The sequence below is a fragment of the Pseudarthrobacter sp. P1 genome (assembly GCF_050156935.1).
Lineage (GTDB): Bacteria > Actinomycetota > Actinomycetes > Actinomycetales > Micrococcaceae > Specibacter.
This window is the reverse complement of record NZ_CP189584.1, coordinates 2,565,539-2,590,250: the sequence shown is the minus strand read 5'-3', so window position 1 is coordinate 2,590,250 and position 24,712 is coordinate 2,565,539. Positions and strand designations below refer to the sequence as shown.

The following is a 24,712-nucleotide window of genomic DNA, read 5'->3' as shown; positions in this document are numbered from 1 at the left end:
TCTGCCGTAGCGCCGGGGCTACTTTTGCCGGTCCGCGGCCCGGATCTCCAGGATGTTGTCCACGGTCAGGGCCACGCGGTCGGCGGCACCGGCGTCGGCAAAGTGGTCCCGTGCCGCGGTCAGCGCCACGAGCGCCTCCTCGGTGCGGCCCAGGGCCTTGAGCGTCTTGCCCAGCAGCAGGGCGGTGTCTCCGGCGGTGTGCTTGGCCAGTGCTTCCTGCTGGTCGTCGATGGCCATCAGCAGCGACAGCGCCGCCTCCATTTCACCGTTGAGGTACAGCCAACGCGCCCGCAGCAGGGACACCTCGAGGCGGTCGCCCAGGTTGGCGCCGACGACCGACTGAGCCAGCTCGGCGCGTTCGATCGCCTCCATCGTGGCCGGCTCCACCACTCCGGCGGCGAGCCTGACCCATGCAGTGGCCTTGTTGAACTGGGCCCACAGGGCCAGATCGCTGGCGGGGGAGAGCATTCGGCTGGCCTTGGCATGGTTGGCCAGGCCCGCATCGACGTCGTGCCGCATGAAGGCCACGTTGCCGATGACCCAGTAGATCTCCCCCGCCACCTGCGAGGGCACTGAATCATCCAGCAGGGCCGAGAGCGTGACGCAGTGGCCCCAAGCATCGTCGAGCCGGCCCGTCTCGGCCAGCGCGCCGATGAGCGTGCGCAGCGCGGCGATGTAGGCGTCGAATTCCTCCGGGATGCCGTTGCCGCGTTCGACGGCGGCCGTGGCCTGGTCGATGGCCTCGCTCAGCTGGCCCATCCCGAGCGCGGCGGAGGCCATCAGCTGGCGGGCGCGCACGGACAGTCCGGCCGATTCCTCGGAGAGGGGGTGCTTGAGGAGCTCTTCGACCACGTTCTTGCAACCGGCGAAATCGGCGTCCTTGAGCATGGAATTGGCCTGCAGGTAGGCCATGTTCCACCAGGAGACGGGATCCTTGTTCTCCAGCGCCTGGTCCGCGGCGGCACCGGCCTGGCGGGCGGCGGCGGCATAGTCGCGCATGTCCCACGATTGGCGGGCGTACAGGGCGGCAAGCAGGTAGGCCGTCTCGGCCGGGGAGACGGGCATGGTCCACTCCTGCACCGCGTGCGGGGCGAGCTGGAGCTGTTTGGCGAGTTGCTTGATGACTTCGGCGGTGGGCTCGCGCCGCCCGTTTTCCAGCAGCGAGACATAGCTGGCCGAGTACAGGTCGCCACCAAGCTCCGCCTGCGTCAGGCTCCTGGCCATGCGTTCGTTGCGGAGCCGGTCTCCAAAACTGTTACCCACAAAGTCCTCTCGTGCGCCGTGCCCCATGCACACATTGGTGAAAGCCAATCAGAAACCGGCGCCAAGGTGCACCTTCACGCGCAATGTGCTTACAAACACTGTAACCATCTTGACACCACGCTAAGGATAGATTTTACAATTGTTGTCAACAAGCTCCTACATGCTTGTGTCGCGTCTTCGAGACCCATGGGTCGCGATGAAATACGTCTCAACGTAAAAAAGGTGGTGTCATGAAGAAGCTTGCAGCGTCGCTCATGCTTGCGGGGGTAGTGGCCGTCGGTCTTTTCTCTTCGCCGGGCATTTGGCCGGATTCTCCCGGCAAGTGGCCGGACCACGTCAGCGCAGCCCCCGGCAAGTGGCCGGACGCTACAATCGTGCTGTACTAGCCAAACCTGAGATTTAGTATTTCGGGCTGTGCACGGACACTCCATGGGGTGTCCGGGCACAGCCGTCTCCGGGACCGGACGCCGGCGCGGGGGCACACAAAAAAGAGAGGGCCTTCCTTGCGGAAGGCCCTCTCTTTGCCTGGTCGGGGTGACAGGATTTGAACCTGCGGCCTCGTCGTCCCGAACGACGCGCGCTACCAAGCTGCGCCACACCCCGATCCATTAACCTTTGCAGACCGTTTCCAGCCCTGCAAAAGCAACTTCTAAAGAATAGCGGACACTGGCTCCCAATGCGAAATCGGCGGGCGCGGCTACACCAGCGAGTCCCGCCAGGCGCCGTGCAGGGCCGCAAAGCGGCCGCCGCCGGCAATGAGCTCGGCAGGGGTGCCGTCCTCCACGATGACGCCGTCGTGGACCACCAGCACGCGGTCGGCGATCTCCACCGTGGAGAGCCGGTGCGCGATGATCAGGGCCGTCCGGCCCGCCGGCGGGGCACTGTGGTCCGTACCGGGGCCTGGACCCACGGAACCCGCCGAACCGGCGGAAGGGGCGTCCAGCAGCCGGCGCAGGCCCTGCTGGACCAGGCGCTCGGAGGGGATGTCCAGTGAGGAGGTGGCCTCGTCCAGGATCAGCACGGCGGGGCTCGCCAGGAAGGCGCGGGCGAAGGAGATTAGTTGGCGCTGGCCGGCGGAGACGCGGCCGCCGCGCTTGTTGACGTCCGTGTCGTAGCCCTCCGGCAGCGACGTGATGAAGGCATCCGCCCCGACGGCCTTCGCCGCCGCCTCGATCTCCGTGCGGCTGGCCTGCGGGTTGCCCAGGGCAATGTTGTCCGCCACGGTGCCGGAGAACAGGAACGCCTCCTGGGTGACCATCACGATGGCCCGGCGCAGGTCGGTGGGGGAGAGGTCACGCAGCTCCACCCCGTCCAGTGCCAGCGAGCCGGAGGTGACGTCGTAAAAGCGTGCGATGAGCTTGGCCAGGGTGGACTTGCCGGCCCCGGTTTGGCCGACGACGGCGACCGTCTGGCCCGCGGGGATGTGCAGGGACATCCGCGGCAGGACCAGCGGCCCGTTGCCGTAGCCGAACTCGGCATCGGTGAAGTCAATGGCACCGCGGGCGTGCGGCAGGGCCACGGGGTTCTTCGGCGGGCGGACGGTGGGCACCTCTTCCAGCAGCCCGGAGACCTTCTCCAGCGCCGCCTGGGCGGACTGGAAGGAGTTGTAGAACATGGCCATCTGGTCCACCGGTTGGAAGAAGCGCTTGGTGGCCAGCAGCAGGGCCAGCAGGGCACCCACTGCGATGCCGCCGTGCAGCACGCGGAAGCCGCCGGTCAGCAACACCACCGCCACCGTCACATTGCCGATGAGCACCAGCCCGGGCTGGAAGACGCCGTTGAGGTTGATGGAACGCACCGTCACCTGGCGGTAGTCCTCGGCGAGTTGGTCGTAGCGGGCCGCGTTGTCCTCCTCGCGGCGGAAGGCCTTGACCGCGCGGATGCCCGTCATCGTCTCGATGAAGTGGATGATCAGCCGCGCCGAGACCACGCGGGAGGCACGGTACGCGAGCTGCGAGCGCACCTGGTACCAGCGGGCCAGGAAGAACATTGGGACGCCTGCCAGCAGCACGATGATGCCGGTGATCCAGTCCAGCGAGAAAATGCTGATGGCGGTGAACAGCATGAAGATGATGCCGGAGGCCAGGGAGGAGACGCCGGAGTCCAGCAGCTCGCGCAGGGCCTCAAGATCGGAGGTCTGCCGGGAGATGATGCGCCCGGAGGTGTAGTTTTCGTGGAACTCGAGGCTGAGCCGCTGGGTGTGCCGGAAGACCCTGATGCGCAGATCCAACAGCATTGCCTGGCTGAGCCGGGCGGTGGCGGTGAGGTAGGCGGCGGTCAGCCCGGCGGCGGCCAGCGCCGCCACGATGTAGCCGCCCCCGGTCACCAGCAGCGGCCAGGCGTCCCTGGCGCCGGCGGTGAGGGCCGGGAGGGCATGGTCGATCCCGAAGGCGATCAGCAGCGGTCCTGCCACGCGCGCCGCCTGCGAGAGCACCACCAGGACGACCGTCCAGATGAACCGGCCGCGGACGGGGCCGATCAGCGAGCCCAGCAGGCGCACCGAGCGCTGCCGCACGGACCTGCCGTCCGCCTTGGACAGGTTGACGCGGTCCTCGTCCGCCGTTCCCCTGGGCTTGGGGGCCTGGCTGGGGGCCTGGCTCATGCGCGCACCTCCCGGGCGTCGTCGTCGAGCTCGCCGTGCAGCTCTGAATCCAAATCCCTGGGCTCCTCATTGAGGCTGGCCAGGACATAGCGGTAGTGGCTGTTGTGCGCCAGCAGCTCCGTGTGTGTGCCGACGGCGGCGATCCGGCCGTCCTGCAGCAGCGCCACGCGGTCGGCCATGGCCACGGTGGAGGGCCGGTGCGCCACGATCAGCGTGGTGGTCTCGCGCAGCACCTCGCGCAGCCGCCGTTCCACGCGTTCCTCGGTGTTCACGTCCAGGGCCGAGAGGGGATCGTCCAGCACCAGGACGGCGGGCCTGGCGGCGATGGCCCGGGCCAGGGCGATGCGCTGGCGCTGGCCGCCGGACAGGCTCAGGCCCTCCTCGCCGATCAGCGTGTCCACGCCGTCGGGAAGGGTGAGGGCAAACTCCGCCTGGGCCACGTCCAGGGCCTGGGCCAGGACCTCGTCGGGGGTCATCCCCGGATGCTCCGCGGCGCCCAGCAGGACGTTGTCCCGGACGGAGCTGGAGAAGAGCGTGGTGTCCTCGAAGGCCACCGCCACATGGGTGCGCAGCTCATGCACGCGCAGCCGGCGCAGGTCCACGCCGTCCAGCGTGACGGCGCCGCCGGTGGCCTCGTAGAGCCGCGGGACCAGCTGGAGCAGGGTGCTCTTGCCGCAGCCGGTGACACCCACCAGGGCCATCGTCTCCCCGGCCCGCAGGAGCAGGTCGATGCCCGCCAACGTGTCCTTGCTGCCCTCGGCGGCGTCCGGGTACCTGAAACGCACGCCGTGGAACGCGAGCTCGCCGCGGACGCGGTCCAGCCGCACCGGCTGCTGGGGGTCGGCAATGGTGTTCAGGGCGTCCATGACCTCGTAGTGCCTGTCGATGGCGGTCTTGGCGGCCAGCGTCATGGCCATCAGCGGGCCCATGGCCTCCACCGGGCCGGCCACCACCGCCGCCGTGGCGAAGAAGGCCACCAGCGCACCCACGCTCAGCTGGCCCTGGGAGACCAGCAGGATCCCCACCACCAGTCCGCTGCCCAGTGCCAATTCGGGCAGCAGTGTGACCACCAGCGAGAAGACCGCCAGCGACTTCGCCTTGTGGATCTCCGTTTCGCGCAGTTCCGAGGCCTGCTCGGCAAAGGCGTCCAGGGCCTCGCGCCCGCGGCCGAAGGCCTTGAGCACGCGGATGCCGTGGACGGATTCCTCCACTGCGGTGGCGAGGTCCCCGGCCTGGTCCTGGCTCTTGCGGCTGGCCCGCCCGTACGTGCGGCGGAAGCGGAAGCCGAAGAGAACGATCGGCACGGCGGCGGCGAGGAAGATCAGGCCCAACTGCACGCTCATGGAGAACATCAGCACGACGCCGATGGCCACCGTCAGCGAGGTGACCACCAGCATGATGGCCCCGAACGCCATCCAGCGGCGCATGAAGTTCAAATCGCTCATGGCCCGGCTGAGCAGCTGCCCGGATCCCCAGCGGTCGTGGAAGGCCACGGCCAGGCTCTGCAGGTGCCGGTAGAAGGAGGTCCGCATGGTGGTTTCCACGGTGGTGGCCGGGACAATCACAAACTGCCGGCGCAGGGCCACGAAGGCGGCCTCCAGCACGCCCAGGCCCAGCACGACGGCGGCCGCCGTCCAGACGCTGGCGGTCTCCCCGCCCTGGTGCAGGGCGGAGTTGACCAGCACCCGGTAGACCTGCGGGATGGCCAGGGCCACGATGCTGGCGGCCAGGGCCGAGGCCAGGCCCAGGAGCAGGCGCGGCAAGATGGGCCTCACATGCGGGGCCAGCCGCGCGATGGAGGAAAAGAGCGTGGATTGCGGGGAGTGTGTGTCTGCCATGCCACTTCTTAGGTGCAGTCGGATCTGGATGGTTGTTCCGGGCAATAAACAATTGCCTAGAACAACCACACTACTTCCCGCCCCGGCCGATGGCAGCCGGATGTGCCCGGGTTCGGCGAACCTGCCGCGGCCCTAGCTGCGCGCGGTCAGGGTCAGCAGCACGGCCTCGGGGCGGCAGGCGAAGCGGAAGGGGGCCGTGCGCGAGGTGCCGATGCCGCCGGAGACGTTCACCGGCGTCGTGCGTCCATTGGTCTCCCACTCGGTGAGGCCCTTGGCCCGCCAGGTGGGGAGGTCGCAATTGGCCACCAGCGCACCGTAGCCGGGGATGCAGACCTGGCCGCCGTGCGTGTGGCCGGCGAGGATCAGGTCGGCGCCGTCGGCCGTGAAATGGTCCAGCACCCGCTGGTAGGGTGCGTGCGCGACGGCGATCTTCACATGCGGGGCGCTGTCCGCCGAGGCGGAGCCGCGGGGCCAGCCGGCGTAGACCTCGCGGTTCAGATGCGGATCGTCAACGCCGGAGAAATCGAACCGGATGCCCTTGAGTACCACCGACTGGGCCCGGTTGGTCAGGTTGACCCACCCGCCCATGCCAAAACCGGCGTGCAGCGCGGCCGTGTCCAGGACCACCGGCTGGCGCCGGGCCCGGCCGCTGCGGGGCAGCGTGGACGGTCCGGTGAAGTACACGAACGGGTTTCTCAGCGTGGGCGCGTAGTAGTCGTTGGAGCCGGGCACAAAGACGCCGGGGAACTCCATGAGCGGACGCAGCGCCGCCAGCAGCGGCGGGATGGCCCGGGGGTGGCTGAGGTTGTCGCCGGTGTTGACCACCAGGTCCGGTTCCAGCCCGGCCAGGCCCGCCAGCCAGCGGGTCTTCTGGCCCTGGCCCAGGCTCAGATGGATGTCCGAGAGGTGCAGCACCTTCAGCGGCGCCGAGCCGGGCGGCAGGATCGGCACCCTCTCGTGGCGGAGCGTAAACCAGTTGCGCTCAATAAAGGCACCGTAGGCAACACAGCCCGCCGCCGAGGCGGCCGCCAAAACGGCCGCCCGGCCCAGCGTGGCACCGGCGCTCCGGGTGGCCATCGGCTACGGCTTCTTGGTGTCGTCGGTTGAGGCGCCGGAATCCTTCGTGGCGTCCTTGGTGTTGTCCTTCGCCGGCGTTGACGGCACCGTGGGCGCGACAGGGGTGGTGGGCTTGACGTAGGGCGGGTTCACCAGGTTGGCCGGGGCCGTGGGGAAGGCGCCGCCGGGGTAGAAGCCGACCACCTGCTGCATGTAGGCCTTCCACTGCGGACCGGCGATGTTGGCACCGTCGACCTGGGTGTAGAACTTGCCCTTGTAGGTGAAGTCAAGGGCGTACTGGGGGGAGCCCTCCTTCCAGTAGCCCCACCAGGAGGCAGTGGCCAGCTTGGGCGTGTAGCCGACAATCCAGGTGTCCTGCGAACCATCGGTGGTGCCGGTCTTGGCAGCGGCAGGGTTGGATGGATCCAGGGCCAAGCCAGCCGCGGAACCATAGCTGCGGCCCGGGCCGAAGCCCAGCGCATCCTGAAGCCCGGTGTTGACGGCCGCGGCCACCTCCGGCTTGATGGTCTGCTTGCAGTCGGACGACCGCACCGGGTACTCCTTGCCGGCGTTGTCCGTGATGCTCTCGATGGCGGAATTGGTGCACAGTACACCGCCACTGGCAAAGGTGGCAAAGGCGTTGGCCATGGTCAGCGGGGAGACGCCCTTGCCACCACCGATGAGACTGGAGATGTAGGTGTTGAAGTCCAACGGGGAGCCGTCGGCAGCGCTGTGCAGGCCCATGGCCGCGGCCATGGCGGTGATGTCGCAGAGATCCAGCTGGCTGGCCGTGGCAAAGGTGGCGGTGTTGATGGACTGGGCGATGCCCTCGCGCACGCTCATGGACTTGTACCAATCCGGACCGTCATTAGGCAGCAGCGGTGTGCCGTTGGATGGCGAATAGGAACCAAAGCCCCTGTAGCCGGGGGTGCACGATGCCTTCCAGGGGAAGGAGATCGGGTAGTCCCGCCGTGCGGCGTTGACGATCTCGCCCATGGACCGGCCCGAGTTCAGCCACTGCGCAAACGTCACGGTCTTCACCGTGGAGCCGGGCTGGAAGCCGGCGCCGCCGCCGTCCCTGGCATCCACGTTGAAGTTCAGCGCGGTCTGGCCCAAGGCGTCCTCGTTGTTGTACCTGGTGTTCTGCGCCATGGCCAGGATCTTGCCCGTGCCCGGCTGCACCGTCACCAGCGCGGTGCCCTTCTGGGAGGGGTCGTCGGCGGGCTGGGTGTCGTTGACCTGGGCCTGGGCCGGCCCCTGCAGGCGCGGATCCAAGGTGGTCTTGATGGTCAGGCCGCCGCGGGCCAGCAGCTTCTCGCGGTCCGCCGGTGTGGCGCCATAGGTGGCGTCGTTCATGATCTGGTTCTGGATGTAGTCGCAGAAGTACGGTGCCTGGACGGCCGCGGTGCAGCCGCGCTGGCTGCGCTGGACGTTCAGCGTGACGGGTGTGGCGACGGCGGCGTCGTAGTCGGCCTGCGAGATCTTCTTGGTCTCAAGCATCTTGCCGAGAACGAGGTTGCGCCGGCCCTTGGCGTTGTCCGGGTTCTTGATCGGGTTGTAGTACTCCGGGGAATTGACGATGCCCGCCAGCAGGGCAGCCTGCGGCAGGGTCAGGTCCTTGGCATGGACGCCGAAGTACAGGTTGGAGGCGGCCTCCACGCCGTACGTGGCGTTGCCGAACAGCACAATGTTCAGGTAGCCCTTGAGGATGTCCTCTTTGGAGTACTTCTTCTCCAAGGCGATGGACAGCTTCATCTCGCGGACCTTGTCGCCCACGGTCTTGTCGCCGCCCAGCTTGATCTGGTCGACCTCGCCGTTGGCAACGTGCTCCTGGATGATGACGTTGTTGACGTACTGCTGCGTCAGCGTCGAGGCACCCTGGCGTCCGCCATTGGCCGTGGCGGCCAGGGCGCGCAGGATGCCCGTGGTGTCGATGCCGCCGTGCTCGTAGTAGCGGGCGTCCTCGATGGCAACGATGCCATCCTTGATGTAGGGCGACATCTCATCCAGCCCGACCTCGATGCGGTTCTGGTCGTAGAAGTTGGCGATCAGCGACCCGTCATTGGCCAGCAATTTGGTTGACAGCTGCGGCGCGTCGATCTTCACATCCGCCGGAAGATCGTCAAAAAAGCTGATGGAGTTGCTTGCCGCGGTGCCGGTGAGAGCTGCGGCCGGAACCATCAGCCCGGCCACCAGGACACCACAAATAGAGCTCACACCAAGGAGGAGTACGATCTTTCCAAGGGTTGTGGCCGTATCGAAAAGGGGGTTCTTCTGTGCTGCCATTTTCCCAGTTTACCGGCACGGGCTACTCTTTCTTTCATGACCAAATGGGAGTACGCCACTATTCCGCTCATCATCCACGCGACCAAGCAGATCCTCGACCAGTGGGGCGAGGACGGCTGGGAACTGGTCCAGGTTGTTCCCGGACCGGATGGAAAAGGGCTTGTTGCCTACCTGAAGAGGGAGAAGCAGTAACAGTGGAAAACGCGCAAATTCAAGGAACTTCGGCCATCGAGGCCCGCCTGGCCGAGCTGGGCCTGACGCTCCCCGCCGTCGCCGCCCCCGTGGCCACGTACGTGCCGGCCGTCATCTCCGGCAACCACGTCTACACCTCCGGCCAGCTGCCCTTTATTGACGGCAAACTCACAGTTTCGGGCAAAGTTAGTGACAACGGCGCCACGGGCGTCACAGCCGAGGAAGCCAAGGCCCTGGCCGCGACCTGCGCCATCAACGCCCTCGCCGCCGTCAAGAGCGTTCTTGGCGACCTCGACCGCGTCACCCGGATCGTCAAAGTGGTGGGCTTCGTGTCCTCCGATCCGTCCTTCACCGGCCAGCCCGGTGTCATCAATGGAGCATCCGAACTGCTGGGCCAGGTCTTTGGCGACGCCGGCGTGCACTCCCGCTCCGCAGTGGGCGTGGCCGTGCTGCCGCTGGATTCTCCGGTAGAGGTAGAGCTGATTGCTGAATTCCAGTAACAACGCCGCGGGCGCCAAGCCCGCGGCGAAGCGGACCTTCCCGCTCCATCCCGACCAGCGGGAGGCCGCACAAGCCTGGGTGGATTTCGGCGAACGGACCCCCAGCAAGCCACGTTTTGCCTCCTCGGTGGTGCTGCTCAAGGACGGACCGTCCGGCCTGCAGACCTACCTTGGATACCGCAGCGGCGCCTCGCCGCTGGGGATCGTCGCCTTCCCCGGCGGCAGCATTGAATCCGCCGACGACGACGCCGTCGACTGGGTTGGCCCGACGCCTGCCCAATGGGCCAAGGCCATGGGCATGGAGGACGAGGTGATGGCGCGCCGCCACGTGGTGGCCGCCATCCGCGAAACCTTTGAGGAGACCGGCATCCTGTTGGCGGGCCCCGATGCGTCCTCCCTGGTGGAGGGCGTGCAGAGCCCGGAGTGGATGAAGGCCCGCGAGGCCATCGCCGCGCAGGACAAGACGTTTGCCCAGATGCTGGGCCGCCGCGGCCTGGCACTGCGGACCGACCTGCTCAAACCGCTGGTGAACTGGGTCAGCCCCGACTTCATGCACCGCCGCTTCAACACCCGCTACTTTGCCGCAGCGGCCCCCATCAACCAGGAACCCGCGCTCTTGGAAAGCAAGGGCGTGTGGGGCCGGTGGGTCTGTGCCGGCGATCTGGTGGCCGGGCGCAAGGGCACCGCGCTGGGCGATGAGATCGGCGCGCCCAACACGGTGGGCCTGACGCTGGAGGAGCTGACGGTTCCGGGTGCTGAGATCATTCTGGAAAAGGTCGCTGCTGCCCGCGGCTGCATCGCCTACCTGAACCACAAGCGCCCCATCGTGGCCTACAAGCCGCGGCTGGTGCGCTCGGGCGAGGACTTTTTGCTCGAGGTTGACGTGGCCCCTGCCTCCGAAGGTGCCGCGGCCCGCGAACGCTGAATGCAAAAAACTGTCCCGCAGTTGTCGTCCGCTTGGAGCTCCAAGCGGACGACAACTGCGGGACAGTTTTGCGTTGTCTCTAGCGGGAACGCTGGCGCAGGCGGTTCACGTCCAGGATCACCACGGCGCGGGCTTCCAGGCGCAGCCAGCCGCGCTGGACGAACTCGGCCAGGGCCTTGTTGACGGTCTCGCGGGAGGCGCCCACCAGCTGGGCCAGCTCCTCCTGGGTGAGCTCGTGCGCCACCAGGATGCCGTCCGTGGCCGGGCGCCCGAAACGGTCGGCCAGGTCCAGGATGGCCTTGGCCACACGGCCCGGAACATCGGAGAAGACCAGATCGGAGAGGCTGTCGTTGGTGCGGCGCAGGCGGCGGGCCAGGGCCTGCAGCAGCTGCATGGAGACCTCGGGGCGCTGGCGCAGCAGGGCGTTCAGGCTCTCGTTCTTCAGCCCGGCCAGGCGGGTCTCGGACACCGCCGTCGCGGTGGTGCTGCGCGGGGCGGGGTCGAAGAGGGCCATCTCGCCGAAGAGCTCGCCCGGGCCGAGGATGGCCACCAGGGACTCGCGGCCATCGGGGGAGGTGCGTCCCAGCTTCACCTTGCCGGAGACGATGAAGTACAGCTGGTCGCCCTGGTCGCCCTCGCGGAACACGGATGCGCCGCGGGAGAGGTCGACCTCGGCCAACTCGTCGGTCAGCAGGCGGAACGCCTCGTCGTCAAGTGTGGCAAAAAGCGGTGCGCGGCGCAGTACCTCGATGTCCATGAAATCTCCTGAATATGTAGCCAATGTGCGTGTCCTTGCTACTGATTGTTTCAGAATTTTGGTCTTTTTGTGACCAATTTGGCATCCAGTGGCGGTGTCGGCGCCGCAAAGGGTTCCGGCGGAGACGCTTTTAAACCCGGCTCCCAGATTGGGACGGTAACATCTGCAGTCCGGGCCGGGGCCGTTTTTGTGCCGCAGCGGCCCTGTCCGCGCCGCCGCTGGCGTCCATTGCCCGGGAGTTAGGGAGTTATGTTCGGATTCACCGTGCTCGACGTCGTGCTGGGGTTGTGGCTGCTGGGGCAGCTTGTCTACGGGCTGCGCGTCGGCCTGCTCGCCAGCCTCGGGGGCATCGCCGGCTTTGCCGCGGGCGCCGTCGCGGCCTTCTTTGCGGCGCCGTTTGTCAGCTCCATGGCGGGTGACGGCGGCTGGCGGACTGTATTGGTCATTGGTGCGACCCTGGCCCTGATTGCCGTGGGCCATGGGCTGGGTATGCGCTTTGGCACGTTGCTTGGCCGGGCCGCGAACATTGGCCCGCTGCGGCTGGTCAACAGGCTCCTCGGCGGCGCGCTGAACCTGATCGTGGGGGCGTTGGTGCTCTCCGTGCTGGCCTTCGGCGTGGGCAACCTGGGCATCCCGTTCGTGTCCGCGGCGCTGTCCCAGTCGCAGGTGATCCGCAGCATCGACAAGTACACCCCCGACGGCGTGAAGTCCGGCGCCGCGCAGCTGCGTGCGCTGGTGTTCGATGCCGGCATTCCGCAAATCCTCAACCCGCAGAATGTGCTGCCGCAGGTGGCGCCGCCCGACTCCAGCGTCGACATTCCGGCCCTGGCCGCCGCCTCATCGTCTGTGTTGAAGATCACGGGCACTGCGTTCCAGTGCGGGCAGAACCAGACCGGCTCCGGCTTTGTGGTGGCGCCCGACCGGGTGGTGACCAATGCGCACGTCGTGGCCGGTGTCAGCAGCCCGGTGGTGGAGCTGCCCGGCGGCGGATCCGCGGCCGGGCGCGTGGTGTTCTTCGACCCGCAGAAGGATCTGGCAGTGGTGGCTGTGGACGGCCTCGGCGTGGCGCCGCTGCCGCTGGGCCCGGCCCTGGTGGCAGGGAACTCTGCGGCCTTTGCCGGCTACCCGCTGGGCGGCCCGTTCCAGCTGCGCCCGGCCGCCGTGGCCAGCGAGGGCCCGCTCATGGTCCCGGACATCTACGGCACCAACCCGGTCGTGGCGCAGGTCTACCAGCTGGCGGGCAATGTGCAGCAGGGCAACTCCGGCGGCCCGCTGCTGGACACCGCCGGCCAAGTCGTGGGGGTGGTGTTCGCCAAGGCGACGTCGACCGCCAATGTGGGATTTGCCTTCACCATGGACGAGCTTGGCCCGGTGGCCTCGGTTGCGCCGTCGCTCTCCGAGCCGGTCTCCTCCGGCCACTGCACCAGCCACTAGGGCGTGTCTCCCAATGCGGCGCTCCAGATGACGACGGCGTGCAGGACGGCCGCTGAGCGGTAGGTGAGGGCCAGTTTGTCGTAGCGGGTGGCCAGGGACCGCCATTGCTTGAGGGTGTTGAAGCTGCGCTCGACCACATTGCGCCGTTTGTAGGCGTCCCTGTCGTATCTGACGGGGCGTCCCCCGGCGGAGCCCTTGCGTTTCCGGTTGGCCTTCTGGTCGTCCTTTTCCGGGATAACGCACTCGATGCCCCGCCCGCGCAGGTACGCCCGGATTGCTTTGGAGGAATAGGCCTTGTCGGCCATGGCCCGGTCCGGGCGGGTGCGGGCCCGGCCGGGACCGGGCCTTTCTACCTTCAGGGCCTCCATGAGGTTCTCAAACATCGGCGAGTCCCCGCCCTGGCCCGGCCCCAGCAGCAGGACCAGGGGACGCATGTTGCCATCCACCAGGGCGTGGATCTTGGTGGTCAGCCCGCCGCGGGACCGGCCGATGGCATGGTCCTCAGGCTCGTCGAGCAGATTCCTGTAATTCGACAGGTCCCCCTGTGTGGCGGGGCAGGTTCGTGCCGTGCTGGTGGGCACGGTTGACCGTGGAGTCGATCGAGACCTCCCAGTTGATCAGCCCGGCCGTGTCCGCGCGGGTCAGCAACGCCGCCAGGACCTTGTCCCAGGTCCCGTTGGCGGCGTTGCGGCGGTGGTGCTTCCACACGGTCTTCCACGACCCGAAATAGGCAGGGAGATCACGCCATGGGATCCCTGCCCGGTAGCGGTAGATGATGCCCTCGGTCATCAGCCGGTGGTCGTTGAAGGGTCGGCCCGGTTTCCCCGACGAATCGGGCATCAACGGGGCAATGGACTCCCACTGGGCATCGGACAACACGGAATAGCGAGAAGGCACCCATCAATCATGCCAAACCGCAAAACCACTGATTAGGAGACACACCCTAGCCCCGCCCGGAGCAACTGGGGCGCAGCAACTGCACGGAATCCGTTGATTTCCTGCAGTTGCTGCGCCTCAGTTGGGTTAGGGGAGGGTGTGGGCGAGGTAGTCGATGGCGAGGGCGTAGCCGTGCACGCCGGCACCGACGATGACGGAGTCCACCACCGGTGACAGGTAGGAGTGGTGGCGGAACTCCTCGCGCTTGTGCACATTGGAGATGTGGACCTCGACGGCGGGCAGCGCCACGGAGGCCAGGGCGTCGCGCAGGGCCACCGAGGTGTGCGTGTAGGCCCCGGCGTTGATGACGATGCCGACGGCACTGGACCGGGCGGCGTGGATGGCGTCCAGCAGGTCGCCCTCGTGGTTGGACTGGACGCAGTCGGCGTCGAACCCGTGGGCGGTGGCGGCGTCGATGGCCAGCTGCTCGACGTCGTCAAGGGTGTCCGTCCCGTAGATGGCAGGCTCGCGGGTGCCCAGCAGGTTCAGGTTGGGGCCGTTGAGGACCAAGATGGTGCCGCGGGGCGAAGTGGTGGAAGTCATGGCTTAACTATGCCCCACGGGTTCCTGGGAACAGCCGGGACGCGCTGCCGGGTCAGCCCGCGCTGCCCGGGACCTCCACCAGCCGCAGCCGCAGGTGCTGGCCGAGCACGCGCTGGGCTTCGGGGGCCAGCCCGGAATCGGAGATGACCTCGTCGACGTCGTCCAGTCCGGCAATGGTGCTGATGCCCAGCACGCCCCATTTGCTCTCGTCGGCCAGCACCACCACCCGCCGCGAGGCCGCGATCAGGGCCCGGTCCGTGTCGGCCTCCTGCAGATTGGGCGTGGTGAATCCCGCCACCGCATCCACGCCATGGACGCCCAGGAACAGCAGGTCCATGTGCAGCTGCCGGATGGAGGCGACGGCGATGGTCCCCACCAGGGCGTCCGACGGCGTGCGCTCACCGCCGGTGAGGATGACGGTGGTGGCGGCCTTGGCCGCACGGAAGACCTCCGAAATGTGCACCGAGTTGGTGACGACCGTCAGGTCGGGCACGGCGGTGAGGTATTTGGCCAGCACCCAGGTGGTGGTTCCGGCGCTGAGGCCAATGGCCATGCCCGGCTTGACCATCTTGGCGGCCTCGCGGGCGATGGCGTGCTTTTCGCCCTGGCCCTGGGTGGACTTGAGGTCGAACCCTGGCTCGTGGGTGCTGACGCCGGTGTGGATCTTGGCCCCGCCATGGATCTTTTCGAGCAGCCCGGCGTCCTCGAGGGCATCGATGTCCCGCCGCACCGTCATGAGGGAGACGTTGAACATCTTGGCCAGGGCGGCAACGCTGACCACGCGTTCACGCTCCACAGCGTCAACAATGGCCGAGCGTCTGGTGTCGGCGAGCATTTTCCTACCTCGCTTCGCTGTGCTGATGGAGATTGTGCTGATGGACTCTGTGCGGATGGCTGGTGCGTTCCCCGGCCCTCCCGGGGCCGGGGAACGCAGGATTCGGTTATGCGGTGCCGGACAAGCGGACCACCGCGACGCCGGAGCCCGGGACCCGGAGCCGGCCCGTGGCCGCGGTGCCGCTGATCAGCTCTGTTCCGCGCACGGGCAGTGCCGCCTCGGTTCCGCTGTGGTTGATGATGAACAGCCAGCTGGTGCCGTCCTTCGAGCGCTTGACCACCTCGACGTCGGCGGGGATGTCCGGCACCGCGGGGTTCACCCCGGCGGAGGCGCAGATGGAACCCACCAGCTCCGAGACGCCGTCCCCGCCCAGCGTGGTGGCCACGTAGTAGGCGAGGCCCTTGCCGTAGGAGTTCCGGGTGACGGCCGGGGAACCGGCGGTGGCGCCGGAGGCGAAGGAGGCCAGCGTTTCCGCCGTCGTCGTCCGGCCCAGCTCGCTCCAAATGGTACCGCTGCCGTAGGCGCTCAGTTCCACTGTGGCCCCGGCGCGCAGCGGATGGAATTCCTCCATGGCCACGCCCAGGATGCCGGCGAACGCCCCCGGATAGCCGCCGCCCTCCAGCGGGTCCATCCGGATGTGGTCGTTGGCGTCGACGATGCCGGAGAGGTAGGTGACCACGAGGTGGCCGCCCGCGTTAACGTAGCCCTCGATGTTGGCTGCGCCCTCATCGGTGACCAGGTACAGCATCGGGGCCACCACCAGCTTGTAGCCGGAGAGGTCGTCGGTGCTTTGGCGGATGTCGGTGGTGATCCCGGCCCGGTAGAAGGCATCGTGCCAGCGCCGGGTCTCTGCCAGGATATCCGTGTCGGAGCTGGGGTGGGAATCCAGTTCGGAGCCCCAGCGGGCATCCGTGTCATGCAGGATGGCCACCTGGGCGCCGTCCACGGTGGAACCGGCCACTTCGGAGATCTTCTTCAAGATGCCGCCCAATTGGACCACCTCGCGCCAGACCTTGGTGTCCGTTCCGGCGTGCGGCAGCATGGCAGAGTGGTACTTTTCCGCACCTGCCCGGGAGGCGCGCCACTGGAAGAACAGCGCGCCGTCGGCCCCGCGGGCCACATGCTGGAGCGAGTTGCGGATCATTTCCCCGGGCGCCTTGGCAATGTTGCGGGGCTGCCAGTTCACCGCCGACGTGGAGTGTTCCATCAGCAGCCACGGCTTGTTGTTGGCGAAGCCGCGCACCAGGTCCGCCACCAGCGCCAGCTCCTGGAAACTGCGCAGATCCTCCGCAACCAGGTAGTGGTCGTTGGAGACGAGGTCCATCTCCTGTGACCAGCGCCAATAGTCGATGGGGGTGTTCAGGCCCATGCTGGAGCCCATGAAGTTGGTGGTGACGGGGTGCTGCGACGCCGCCCGAATGATGGCGGCCTCCGCCCGGTAGCACTCCAGCAGCGCGTCCGAGGAGAACCGGGCAAAGTCCAGCTGCTGGGTGGGGTTGACCCAGGTCCCGGAGGTGCGCGGGGGCAGGATCTCCTCCCAGCTGTAGTAGTGCTGGGACCAGAACGCCGTTCCCCAGGCCTGGTTGAGGCCCTCGAGCGTGCCGTACCGGCGCTGGAGCCAGAGCCGGAACGCGGCGGCCGAATAGTCGCCGAAATCGGGCTGGTTGTGGCAGCCGTATTCATTGTGGACGTGCCACATCACGACGGCGGGGTGCCCGGCATAGCGGTCCACGATGGCCTGCGTCAGCGCCGCGGCGGCGCGGCGGTACTCGGGGCTGTTGGCGCTGAAGGCCTGCCGGGAACCGTAGCTGTGCCGCACGCCGTCGGCCGTCACCGGCAGCGAGGCCGGATACTTGGAGCTGAACCAGGGCGGGGGAGAGGCGGTGGCGTTGGCCAGGTCCACCCGGATCCCGTTCCCGTGCAGCAGGTCCAGCACCCGGTCCAGCCAGCCGAACTCATAGACGCCCTCGGACGGTTCAAGCAGGGCCCAGCTGAAGATGCCCACGCTGACCAGGTTGACGCCGGCCTCGCGCATCAGGGCAACGTCCTGGTGCCAGATCTCCTCGGGCCACTGCTCGGGGTTGTAGTCGCCGCCAAAGGCAAGCCGCTGCTCCTCCCCGGCACTGCCCAGCCGTGAGGTGACGTAGTCCATGCTCATGTAGGGATCTATCCTTTGCTGGAGCCGAGGGTCAGCCCGGCGACGAAGTGGCGCTGGAGGGCGATGTACACCAGCAGGGTGGGGATCACCGTGATGGTGGCACCGGCGGCCAGCAGGTTGTAGTTGGAGAGGAAGGTGCCCTGCAGATTGTTGATGGCCGTGGTCACCGGGAGCCGGTCGCCGGATTGGATGAACAGCAGCGGCCAGAAGTAGTCGTTGTAGATGAAGATGACCTGCAGCGTGGCCATGGCGGCCAGGGCCGGGCGGCACAGCGGCAGGATGATGGACCAGTACTGGCGCCAGATGCCCGCCCCATCCACCAGGGCCGCCTCGGTCAGATCCGGGGAGAGGGCCTTCATGTAGTTGGAGAGCACAAAGGTGCAGAAGCCGATCTGGAACGCGGTGTTGGCCAGGATCACCGAGAGGTAGGTGTTGAGCAGGTTGCCCGAATCGCTGAACCAGTACGGGAGCTGGAGCAGCTTGAACATCTCAAAGAGCGGGGTGGCCAACACCTGCGGGGGGAGCAGGTTTCCGGCGGTGAACATGATCAGCAGGGTGATGTTGAACTTCCAGCTGACCCGGCTGACGGCGAAGGCCATCATGGAGGAGAACAGCAGGACCAGGACGATCGTGGGCACGGTGATGATCAGGGAGTTCGCGAAGTAGCGCGGGAAGCCGCCCTGGGTCCAGGCCGTGGCGAAGTTGTCGAAATTGAAGGCGCCGCCCAGGCTGAAATAGCCGTACTTGTCCGTGTCGGCCTTGGGCCGCAGCGCCGTGAACAGGGCCCAGCCCAGGGGCACCATCCACATCACGGCCATCACCGTCAGGAAGATGTGTGTGCCGTAGTGGCGCCTGGCCCTACTGCCCTCGCGCACTATTGCGCCGGAGGGGCCGCGCAGGGACGGCGTGGGGTGTGCTGTTGTACTGGTCATGGCTTGCTTTCCTTCCCGAAGGTGCGGGACAGGTAGATGATGATCGGCACCAGGGAGATCACCAGGAGGATGACGGCGAACGCGGAGCCGATGCCGATGGATTGGCCCTCGCCCACCAGATACGTGATGACCAGGGCGCTGATCAGTTCCAGGCCGTTGGTGCCCTTGTTGATGACCCAGACCACGTCAAAGGCGCGCAGGGATTCGATGATAGTGATGACCACGATCACGATGTTGACCGGGCGCATGGCCGGGAACACGACGCGGAAGAACGTCTGCGCGGCGCTGGCACCATCCAGGGAGGCGGCCTCCTTCAGGGAGCCGTCGACGCCCTTCAGGCCGGCCAGGTACAGGATCATGACGTAGCCGGCATGCCGCCACGTGGCGGCAACCAGGGCTGCCCAGATGTTCACATGGGGATCGCCGAACCAGTCGACGGCCGCCGGGGTGCCGGCGGTGCCGAGCAGGAAGTTCAGCAGGCCGTTGTCCTTTTGGTAGAACAGCTGCCAAATGATGCCGATCAGGGCCAGGGAGAGCATCACCGGGACGAAGAAGATGCTCTGGTAGATCTTCGAGCCGCGGATGTTCTGGTCCAGCAGGACCGCCAGCAGCAGCCCCAGCGGCGTGGCAATGAGGGCGAGGAAGCCGAGCCAGAGGATGTTGTGCTGGACGGCGGGCCAGAAGGCCGGGCTGTCGTTGACGACGTACTGGTAGTTCGCCAGGCCGGCGGCCCGGATGCCGTCCAGGCCCAGGCCGTTCCACCGGGTGAACGAGAGCAGGATGGAGAGCAGCGTGGGGATCCAGACTAGGACCAGCTGGATCAGGGTGGGGACCCCGACCATGATGCTCAGGACAATCTTGTCCCGGCGGGAAAGGCGCCGCACGCCGCGGCTTTTGCGGATTCCGCGGCGGGCGGTGGTGGTCGCTGATGCCACGGCGTGGCCAGCCGGTGGCACATCAGTGGTGGAGCTCATGGGGAGTTCTCCCTTGGGTTGTTCAGTATCCCCGAGTGCGGGGGCCCGGAGTACGGGTCAAGACGTTGGGGCCGGGTGCAGGGGCCGGGCGGTGCGCCCGGCACCTGCACCCGGGGTGCTACTGGGCGGCGTAGAGCGCCTTGGCCTGGGCCTCGAGGTTCTTCACGTCGATGGCCCCGTCCTTGACGAAGCCCTGCAGGGCCGGGATCATCACGTTCGTCGCCATGGCGGGGAGGGCATCGCGGTCGAAGAACTGGCTGATGCTCTTGGCGTTGGCGATCACATCCGCGCACTTCTTGTTCAGCGGGGTGAACTTGGAGGTGTCGGCGCCCTTGGCCGTGGCAATGTTGGACGGATCCACCGCGGCGTAGGCGTCCTGCCCCTCGGCGGAGCCCATGAAAGCCATGAAGTCGCGGGCGGCCTGGTTGCTGCCGCCCTTCTTCGAGAGCAGCAGCCCATCGATGGGCGCCTCCACCGCGTCCTGGCCCTCCATGGCAATCTCCGGGAACGGGAAGAAGTCGATGTCCGACAGGATGGCCGGATCGGTGAACTGCTGGGTCACGAAGGAGCCCAGCAGGTACATGCCGGACTTCTTCGCCCCCAACGAAATGGCGGCGTCCTGCCAGGTCATGCCCAAGGCGGCCGGATTCTGGAAGGGCAGCAGTTCCCGCCAGGTGTCGAAGACCTTGGAGACCTTGTCCTGGTCCCAGGATTCCTTGTGGGCGGTGAGGTCCATGTGGAACTGGTAGCCGTTCAGGCGCATGTTGATGTAGTCAAACGTGCCCATGGCGGGCCAGCCGTCCTTGTCGGCAAACTCGATCGGAATCAGGCCGTCGGACTTCATCTTGGCGGCCAGCGTCGTCAGCGCATCGAAGGTGGTCGGAACTTCGTAGCCCTTCTCGGCCCAGAGGCTCTTGCGGTAGAAGAACCCCCAGGGGTAGTTGTAGTTCGGGACGAAGTACATCTTGCCGTCGGGGCCGGTGGAGGCCTTCTTCATCGCGGGGGAGAAGTTTCCGCCGATCTTTTCCCAGACGTCGTCGATCGGTGCCAGCTGGCCCTGGGCCGCGTAGTACTGCATGCGGTAGCCGGCAAACCAGGTGAAGGTGTCGTCCGGGCTGCCCTGGAGGTAGGTGGCGATCTTGTTCTGGAAGTCGTTGTGCGGGACCACATTGGTGGCCACGGTGATGCCGGACTTCTTGGTGAAGGCGTCGGTCACGGCCTTGTAGGCGGCCTTGGGCACGTCATCGGAGGAGCCGGAGCCGAACGTGAGCGAGTTGGCGGTGCCGGAGCCGACGGAGGGGCCGGTGCCCCCGGTGCAGGCGGACAGCAGCGGGACGCCGGCCAGGCCGGCCGCACCAATGCCGAGGGTCTTGAGCAAGGTCCGGCGGTCCATTCCGAAGGCCGGCATCGATCCATTGGGGGTCATGATTTCTCCCTTGAAAGACATGAGGTGTGAATCGGATCACATACGAACAGCATAATGGCTCAAAAACGAACGTCAAGACTCAAAAGGGAAACTTTTCAATCATTATGCAACGATCCGGCGTCGATCCAGGCACCCGCCAGGCACCCGCCGGGCACCGGCCGGGCACCCGCGGGGCACAGAAAAGCGCCGGGCTCCGGTTTCGCCCATTGAGCGAAACCGGAGCCCGGCGCAGTTGTGTGGAACTGTTACTTCTTGAGCGACTCCGCGATCTGGTTCATTACCGAGTTGTCCGCCAGCGTGGAGGCATCGCCCACCTCGCGGCCCTCGGCGACGTCCTTGAGCAGGCGGCGCATGATCTTCCCCGAACGGGTCTTGGGCAGCTCCGGGACCACCAGGATGGTCTTGGGCTTGGCAATCGGGCCGATCTCCTTGCCCACATGGTTGCGCAGGGTGGCGACGATGTCGTCGTCGTCCACCGCGGAACCGCGCAGGATCACGAACGCCACGACGGACTGGCCCGTGGTCTCGTCCGCGGCGCCCACCACGGCGGCCTCGGCCACGGACGGGTGGGAGACCAGCGCGGATTCGATCTCCGTGGTGGAGAGGCGGTGGCCGGAGATGTTCATGACGTCATCCACGCGGCCCAGCAGCCAGACGTCGCCGTCCTCGTCCTTCTTGGCGCCGTCGCCGGCAAAGTACATGGTGTCGAAGCGGGACCAGTAGGTGTCCTTGTAGCGCTCCGGGTCGCCCCAGATGCCGCGCAGCATGGCCGGCCACGGCTCGCGGATGACCAGGTAGCCGCCGTGGCCGTTGGGCACGGACTCGCCGAGCTCGTCCACCACGTCCACGGCGATGCCGGGCAGCGGGGTCTGGGCGGAGCCGGGCTTGGTGGCGGTGATGCCGGGCAGCGGGGCGATCATCTGGGCACCGGTCTCGGTCTGCCACCAGGTGTCCACGATCGGGGCCTTGTTGGAGCCGATGACCTCGCGGTACCACATCCACGCCTCGGGGTTGATGGGCTCGCCGACCGATCCCAGCACGCGGATGGAGGAGAGATCGTACTTGGCCGGGATCTCCCGGCCCCACTTCATGAACGTGCGGATCGCCGTCGGCGCCGTGTACAGGATGGAGACCTTGTACTTCTCGATGATCTCCCACCAGCGGCCCTGGTGCGGGGAGTCCGGGGTGCCCTCGTACATGACCTGGGTGGCGCCGTTGACCAGCGGGGCGTAGGTGACGTAGGAGTGGCCGGTGACCCAGCCGACGTCGGCCGTGCACCAGTACACGTCCGTCTCCGGGTGCAGATCGAACACGGCCTTGTGCGTGTAGGCGGTCTGCGTCAGGTAGCCGCCGGTGGTGTGCAGGATGCCCTTGGGCTTGCCCGTGGTGCCGGAGGTGTAGAGGATGAAGAGCGGGTGCTCGGACTCGTGCCCGACGGCGGTGTGCTCGGTGGATGCCGCACCCACGGTGTCCCCCCACCACTTGTCGCGGCCATCCACCCAGGCCACGTCCGCACCGTTGCGCTTGACGACGACGACGTTTTCCACGGTGTGGCCCGGAGCGGTCAGGGCCTCGTCCACGGCGGGCTTGAGCGGGCTGGGCTTGCCGCGGCGGAAGGTGCCGTCCGCGGTCACCACGAGCTTGGCCTCGGCGTCGTCGATGCGGCTGCGCAGGGCGTCGGCGGAGAAGCCGCCGAACACCACGGAGTGGATGGCGCCGATGCGGGCGCAGGCCAGCAGTGTGATGACGGCCTCGGGGATCATCGGCAGGTAGACGGCCACCCGGTCGCCCTTGCGCACGCCCAGGGCCTCGAAGGCGTTGGCGGCCTGCTTGACCTCGTCGGTGAGCTGCGCGTAGGTGTAGGTGCGGGTGTCGCCGGGCTCGCCCTCGAAGTAGATGGCCACGCGGTCGCCCAGGCCATTTTCAACGTGGCGGTCCAGGGCGTTGTAGGCGGCGTTGACCTTGCCGTCGGCAAACCAGGTGGCGAAGGGCGGGTTGGACCAGTCCAGGGTCTGGGTGAAGTCCTTGTCCCAGGTCAGCAGCTCGCGGGCCTGCTTGGCCCAGAAGGCGGGACGGTCCGCTGCGGCTTCCTCGTACACACCGGCCTTGACGACGGCGTTGGCGGCAAATTCGGCGCTCGGCGCAAACTTGCGGTTCTCGTGGAGAAGATTCTCCAGGGCGTCGCCGTTCTGCTGATCGGCGGCCGCTGTGGTGTCCTGCGACATCGTGTAACCCCTTCAATAAAGTTCGTGCTGCGCCCGTCCGTGTGCCGTCCAGTACCCAGCGAAAGGGGTTGCACGGCGGTGTGGGCATTGGTTCCAGATTTCACCTTATCGCTTGGAAAGGTCCTACGTGTCCACGGTCACACGAAGTTCCGGCCAATGGACGCCAATCTGCGCCGAGCTGCGGCCCCGCAGCGGCCGGCGGAGCCCCCCAGCGGCCGGCGGAGCCCCCCAGGAGCCCTGGAAGGACCGGGTTTTTCGGTGCTTCCGGGCGCAATCACAGTGAGTTTCCGGCGCGGGAAAGTAGTCTTGCCGCCCGGCCTTTACTAGGCTGTAACAGATTCGTGTCTTTGACCAGAAGTCCACCGGCGGCGCAGCCAGCAATGGGTGCGCAGGCCGGTGGGCAACCCCAAACACAACGGGTGGCTACAGATGCGGCTACCTGCCTAGGAGTATTTCTATGACGCAGCAGCAGACCACATCCGGCCAGGACGGAAACGCTCCGGCGCCGGGACAGGCCATGTTGGGCCCGCTGACCGCCCGAGACCTTACCGTCCTGGGCTCCGTCCTGGTGATCTTCATCGGCTCGATCCTGCCGATCGTCTTTGCCAACTACCTGATCAACCTCTGGAACGCGGTTCCGCTGTTCTTCCTGGGCATTGGCATCCTGCTGCCGCTGGCGGTGGCCGCCCTGTTCCTGGTCCGCCGGTTCTCTCCGTCCTCCACTCTGCGCATCGGTTCCCTGTCCGTGGACCAGTTCGCCTCCGTGGTGGCCGGTTTTGCTACGGCCTTCTTCTTCCTGAGCACCGTGACCACCTTTGGCATCGGCTTCCTGGTGGGCCTGCTGGGCTCCCTCGGCCTGCTCGCGGCGACGGTGGGCGCCGCGGTGATTCCGCTCTTTGCCGTCGAGTTCGCCGCACGGCCGGAGGCCTCGGCCCACCGTGTGGCGCGCGACGCCGTTCCCGCCCAGGCCAAGCCGGCCCCGGCCGCCACGCCGGCGGCCACTACGCCGCGGGTGGGCGCAGCGGCCGATGCTGTTGCCGCCTCCGAGGGCACCGGCGCGGCAGCTGCATCCGTTGCTGCGGCGACCGCTGCCAGTGTTGGCACTGCCGCTGCCGCTGGCAAGGCCGGCGCCGCCGCCGCACAGGCTTCCTCCGTGCCCGGCACCACGGCCATGCCCGTGACCGGCATGGCAGACACAGCAGACACCGCAGACACCGCAGGTGCCCAGACCGCTGCCCCCGAGGCGCTGGCCGCCGACGCTCCCGAAGCCGTTGAAGCCAGTGGCGGGCCCGCGGCAGAGCCGGCTGCCGCGGACGCCCTCGCTCCCGAGGCCCCGGGCTCCGCCGATGGCGAAGCCATCGGCATCCCGGAGAACCCGGCCGCGGACGCCGTCGTCGAACCGGCGGATGTCCAGGCAGCCGGCCAGGTGCAGGACCCGGCCACGGTGGATGCCACGGCCGGGACCGGTGCCCCGGCCGCCGTCGTCGAGCCGGCTGTCGAGCCGGAGCCGGCCGTTGAGGCGGCCGCGGAGGCCGTTCCGGCCGAGGCCCAGGTTCCGGCAGCGGAGGCAGCGCCGGCCGCGGAGAGCATTGGCGCCGTCGTCGATCCGTCGGCCCAGCAGGCCTACGACGCTTTCTGGTTCGCCGTGGACCGACCCCGGCCGGTGGTGGACGAGGCATCCGGTGCCTTCCTGTACAACGTGGAACCGGGCAACTGGGTGCTGGCCCTAGCGGACCGCGGCCACGATTTCCTGGTCCAGGACACCGACGGCCGCGTGGGCGTGCTGCGTGACCTGAGCGGGATCGAGCGGGCACCCGAGGGCGCGTAAGC

Annotated in this window: 20 protein-coding genes and 1 tRNA gene; 6 read left to right on the top strand and 15 right to left on the bottom strand. The window is 67.4% G+C overall.

Annotated features, from left to right (window positions below):
• Positions 1 to 18: 18 nt before the first annotated feature.
• Complete coding sequence (locus tag ACQCSX_RS12205; protein ID WP_427015583.1) at positions 19 to 1,290, bottom strand: helix-turn-helix domain-containing protein; 1,272 nt, start codon at positions 1,288 to 1,290, stop codon at positions 19 to 21.
• A 203-nt stretch (positions 1,291 to 1,493) separates the two neighbouring features.
• Here ACQCSX_RS12205 and ACQCSX_RS12200 point away from each other — a divergent pair, with 203 nt between their 5' ends.
• On the top strand, positions 1,494 to 1,649 hold the full coding sequence (locus tag ACQCSX_RS12200; protein ID WP_427015582.1) for a hypothetical protein: 156 nt from the start codon (positions 1,494 to 1,496) through the stop codon (positions 1,647 to 1,649).
• A gap of 140 nt (positions 1,650 to 1,789) precedes the next feature.
• On the opposite strand, the gene ACQCSX_RS12195 is transcribed toward ACQCSX_RS12200, so the two are convergent.
• From ACQCSX_RS12195 to ACQCSX_RS12175, 5 genes are all read right to left on the bottom strand, one after another.
• A tRNA-Pro gene (locus ACQCSX_RS12195) sits at positions 1,790 to 1,866 on the bottom strand.
• A gap of 94 nt (positions 1,867 to 1,960) precedes the next feature.
• The gene (locus ACQCSX_RS12190) at positions 1,961 to 3,865 is read right to left on the bottom strand and encodes an ABC transporter ATP-binding protein (protein ID WP_427015581.1); all 1,905 of its coding nucleotides are present in this window, start codon (positions 3,863 to 3,865) and stop codon (positions 1,961 to 1,963) included.
• Positions 3,862 to 5,703 carry an ABC transporter ATP-binding protein gene (locus tag ACQCSX_RS12185; RefSeq protein WP_427015580.1) on the bottom strand — a complete coding sequence of 614 codons (1,842 nt, stop codon included), beginning with the start codon at positions 5,701 to 5,703 and terminating at the stop codon, positions 3,862 to 3,864. The genes ACQCSX_RS12190 and ACQCSX_RS12185 overlap by 4 nt, the downstream gene beginning before the upstream one ends.
• A gap of 132 nt (positions 5,704 to 5,835) precedes the next feature.
• Positions 5,836 to 6,780: a metallophosphoesterase gene (locus ACQCSX_RS12180; protein WP_427015579.1), complete on the bottom strand. Its 945-nt coding sequence runs from the start codon at positions 6,778 to 6,780 to the stop codon at positions 5,836 to 5,838.
• 3 nt (positions 6,781 to 6,783) lie between these two features.
• The gene (locus ACQCSX_RS12175; protein ID WP_427015578.1) at positions 6,784 to 9,045 is read right to left on the bottom strand and encodes a transglycosylase domain-containing protein; all 2,262 of its coding nucleotides are present in this window, start codon (positions 9,043 to 9,045) and stop codon (positions 6,784 to 6,786) included.
• 36 nt (positions 9,046 to 9,081) lie between these two features.
• On the opposite strand from ACQCSX_RS12175, the gene ACQCSX_RS12170 reads away from it, so the two are divergent.
• Genes ACQCSX_RS12170 through ACQCSX_RS12160 form a run of 3 tightly spaced genes read left to right on the top strand, consistent with a single transcriptional unit; the run spans position 9,082 to position 10,662 of the window.
• Positions 9,082 to 9,237: a DUF4177 domain-containing protein gene (locus tag ACQCSX_RS12170; protein ID WP_427015577.1), complete on the top strand. Its 156-nt coding sequence runs from the start codon at positions 9,082 to 9,084 to the stop codon at positions 9,235 to 9,237.
• Between the two features lie 2 nt (positions 9,238 to 9,239).
• The gene (locus ACQCSX_RS12165) at positions 9,240 to 9,737 is read left to right on the top strand and encodes a RidA family protein (protein ID WP_427015576.1); all 498 of its coding nucleotides are present in this window, start codon (positions 9,240 to 9,242) and stop codon (positions 9,735 to 9,737) included.
• Positions 9,721 to 10,662 carry an NUDIX hydrolase gene (locus tag ACQCSX_RS12160; protein WP_427015575.1) on the top strand — a complete coding sequence of 314 codons (942 nt, stop codon included), beginning with the start codon at positions 9,721 to 9,723 and terminating at the stop codon, positions 10,660 to 10,662. Before ACQCSX_RS12165 ends, ACQCSX_RS12160 begins: the two co-directional genes overlap by 17 nt.
• 79 nt (positions 10,663 to 10,741) lie before the next feature.
• On the opposite strand, the gene ACQCSX_RS12155 is transcribed toward ACQCSX_RS12160, so the two are convergent.
• Positions 10,742 to 11,419 (bottom strand): Crp/Fnr family transcriptional regulator, encoded by a 678-nt coding sequence (locus ACQCSX_RS12155; RefSeq protein ID WP_427015574.1) that lies wholly within the window; start codon positions 11,417 to 11,419, stop codon positions 10,742 to 10,744.
• 249 nt (positions 11,420 to 11,668) lie between these two features.
• Between ACQCSX_RS12155 and ACQCSX_RS12150 the strand changes: the two genes are divergently transcribed.
• A complete protein-coding gene (locus tag ACQCSX_RS12150) occupies positions 11,669 to 12,853 on the top strand; it encodes a MarP family serine protease (protein ID WP_427015573.1) in 1,185 nt (394 codons plus the stop codon).
• Here the strand turns inward: ACQCSX_RS12150 and ACQCSX_RS12145 are convergent.
• The 8 genes from ACQCSX_RS12145 to acs all read right to left on the bottom strand — a co-directional run bounded on the left by ACQCSX_RS12145 (position 12,850) and on the right by acs (position 22,882).
• A protein-coding gene (locus ACQCSX_RS12145) for an IS5 family transposase (RefSeq protein ID WP_427018933.1) occupies positions 12,850 to 13,693 on the bottom strand; the annotation gives its coding sequence in 2 pieces (ribosomal slippage) (positions 12,850 to 13,386 and positions 13,388 to 13,693; 843 coding nt in all). The genes ACQCSX_RS12150 and ACQCSX_RS12145 overlap by 4 nt on opposite strands.
• Positions 13,694 to 13,876: 183 nt before the next feature.
• Entirely contained in the window at positions 13,877 to 14,332 is a 456-nt protein-coding gene (aroQ, locus tag ACQCSX_RS12140) for a type II 3-dehydroquinate dehydratase (RefSeq protein ID WP_427015572.1), read from the bottom strand.
• Positions 14,333 to 14,384: 52 nt separating this feature from the next.
• Positions 14,385 to 15,167: a DeoR/GlpR family DNA-binding transcription regulator gene (locus tag ACQCSX_RS12135; RefSeq protein WP_427015571.1), complete on the bottom strand. Its 783-nt coding sequence runs from the start codon at positions 15,165 to 15,167 to the stop codon at positions 14,385 to 14,387.
• 106 nt (positions 15,168 to 15,273) lie between these two features.
• Entirely contained in the window at positions 15,274 to 17,325 is a 2,052-nt protein-coding gene (locus ACQCSX_RS12130; RefSeq protein WP_427015570.1) for a beta-galactosidase, read from the bottom strand.
• 8 nt (positions 17,326 to 17,333) lie between these two features.
• A complete protein-coding gene (locus tag ACQCSX_RS12125; protein ID WP_427015569.1) occupies positions 17,334 to 18,257 on the bottom strand; it encodes a carbohydrate ABC transporter permease in 924 nt (307 codons plus the stop codon).
• Positions 18,254 to 19,231, bottom strand: coding sequence for a carbohydrate ABC transporter permease (locus ACQCSX_RS12120; RefSeq protein ID WP_427015568.1), 978 nt, complete (start codon positions 19,229 to 19,231; stop codon positions 18,254 to 18,256). Before ACQCSX_RS12120 ends, ACQCSX_RS12125 begins: the two co-directional genes overlap by 4 nt.
• 118 nt (positions 19,232 to 19,349) lie before the next feature.
• The gene (locus tag ACQCSX_RS12115; RefSeq protein ID WP_427015567.1) at positions 19,350 to 20,657 is read right to left on the bottom strand and encodes an ABC transporter substrate-binding protein; all 1,308 of its coding nucleotides are present in this window, start codon (positions 20,655 to 20,657) and stop codon (positions 19,350 to 19,352) included.
• Positions 20,658 to 20,902: 245 nt separating this feature from the next.
• The gene (gene acs / locus ACQCSX_RS12110) at positions 20,903 to 22,882 is read right to left on the bottom strand and encodes an acetate--CoA ligase (RefSeq protein WP_427015566.1); all 1,980 of its coding nucleotides are present in this window, start codon (positions 22,880 to 22,882) and stop codon (positions 20,903 to 20,905) included.
• A 457-nt stretch (positions 22,883 to 23,339) separates the two neighbouring features.
• Here acs and ACQCSX_RS12105 point away from each other — a divergent pair, with 457 nt between their 5' ends.
• Entirely contained in the window at positions 23,340 to 24,710 is a 1,371-nt protein-coding gene (locus tag ACQCSX_RS12105) for a hypothetical protein (protein WP_427015565.1), read from the top strand.
• Positions 24,711 to 24,712: the final 2 nt, after the last annotated feature.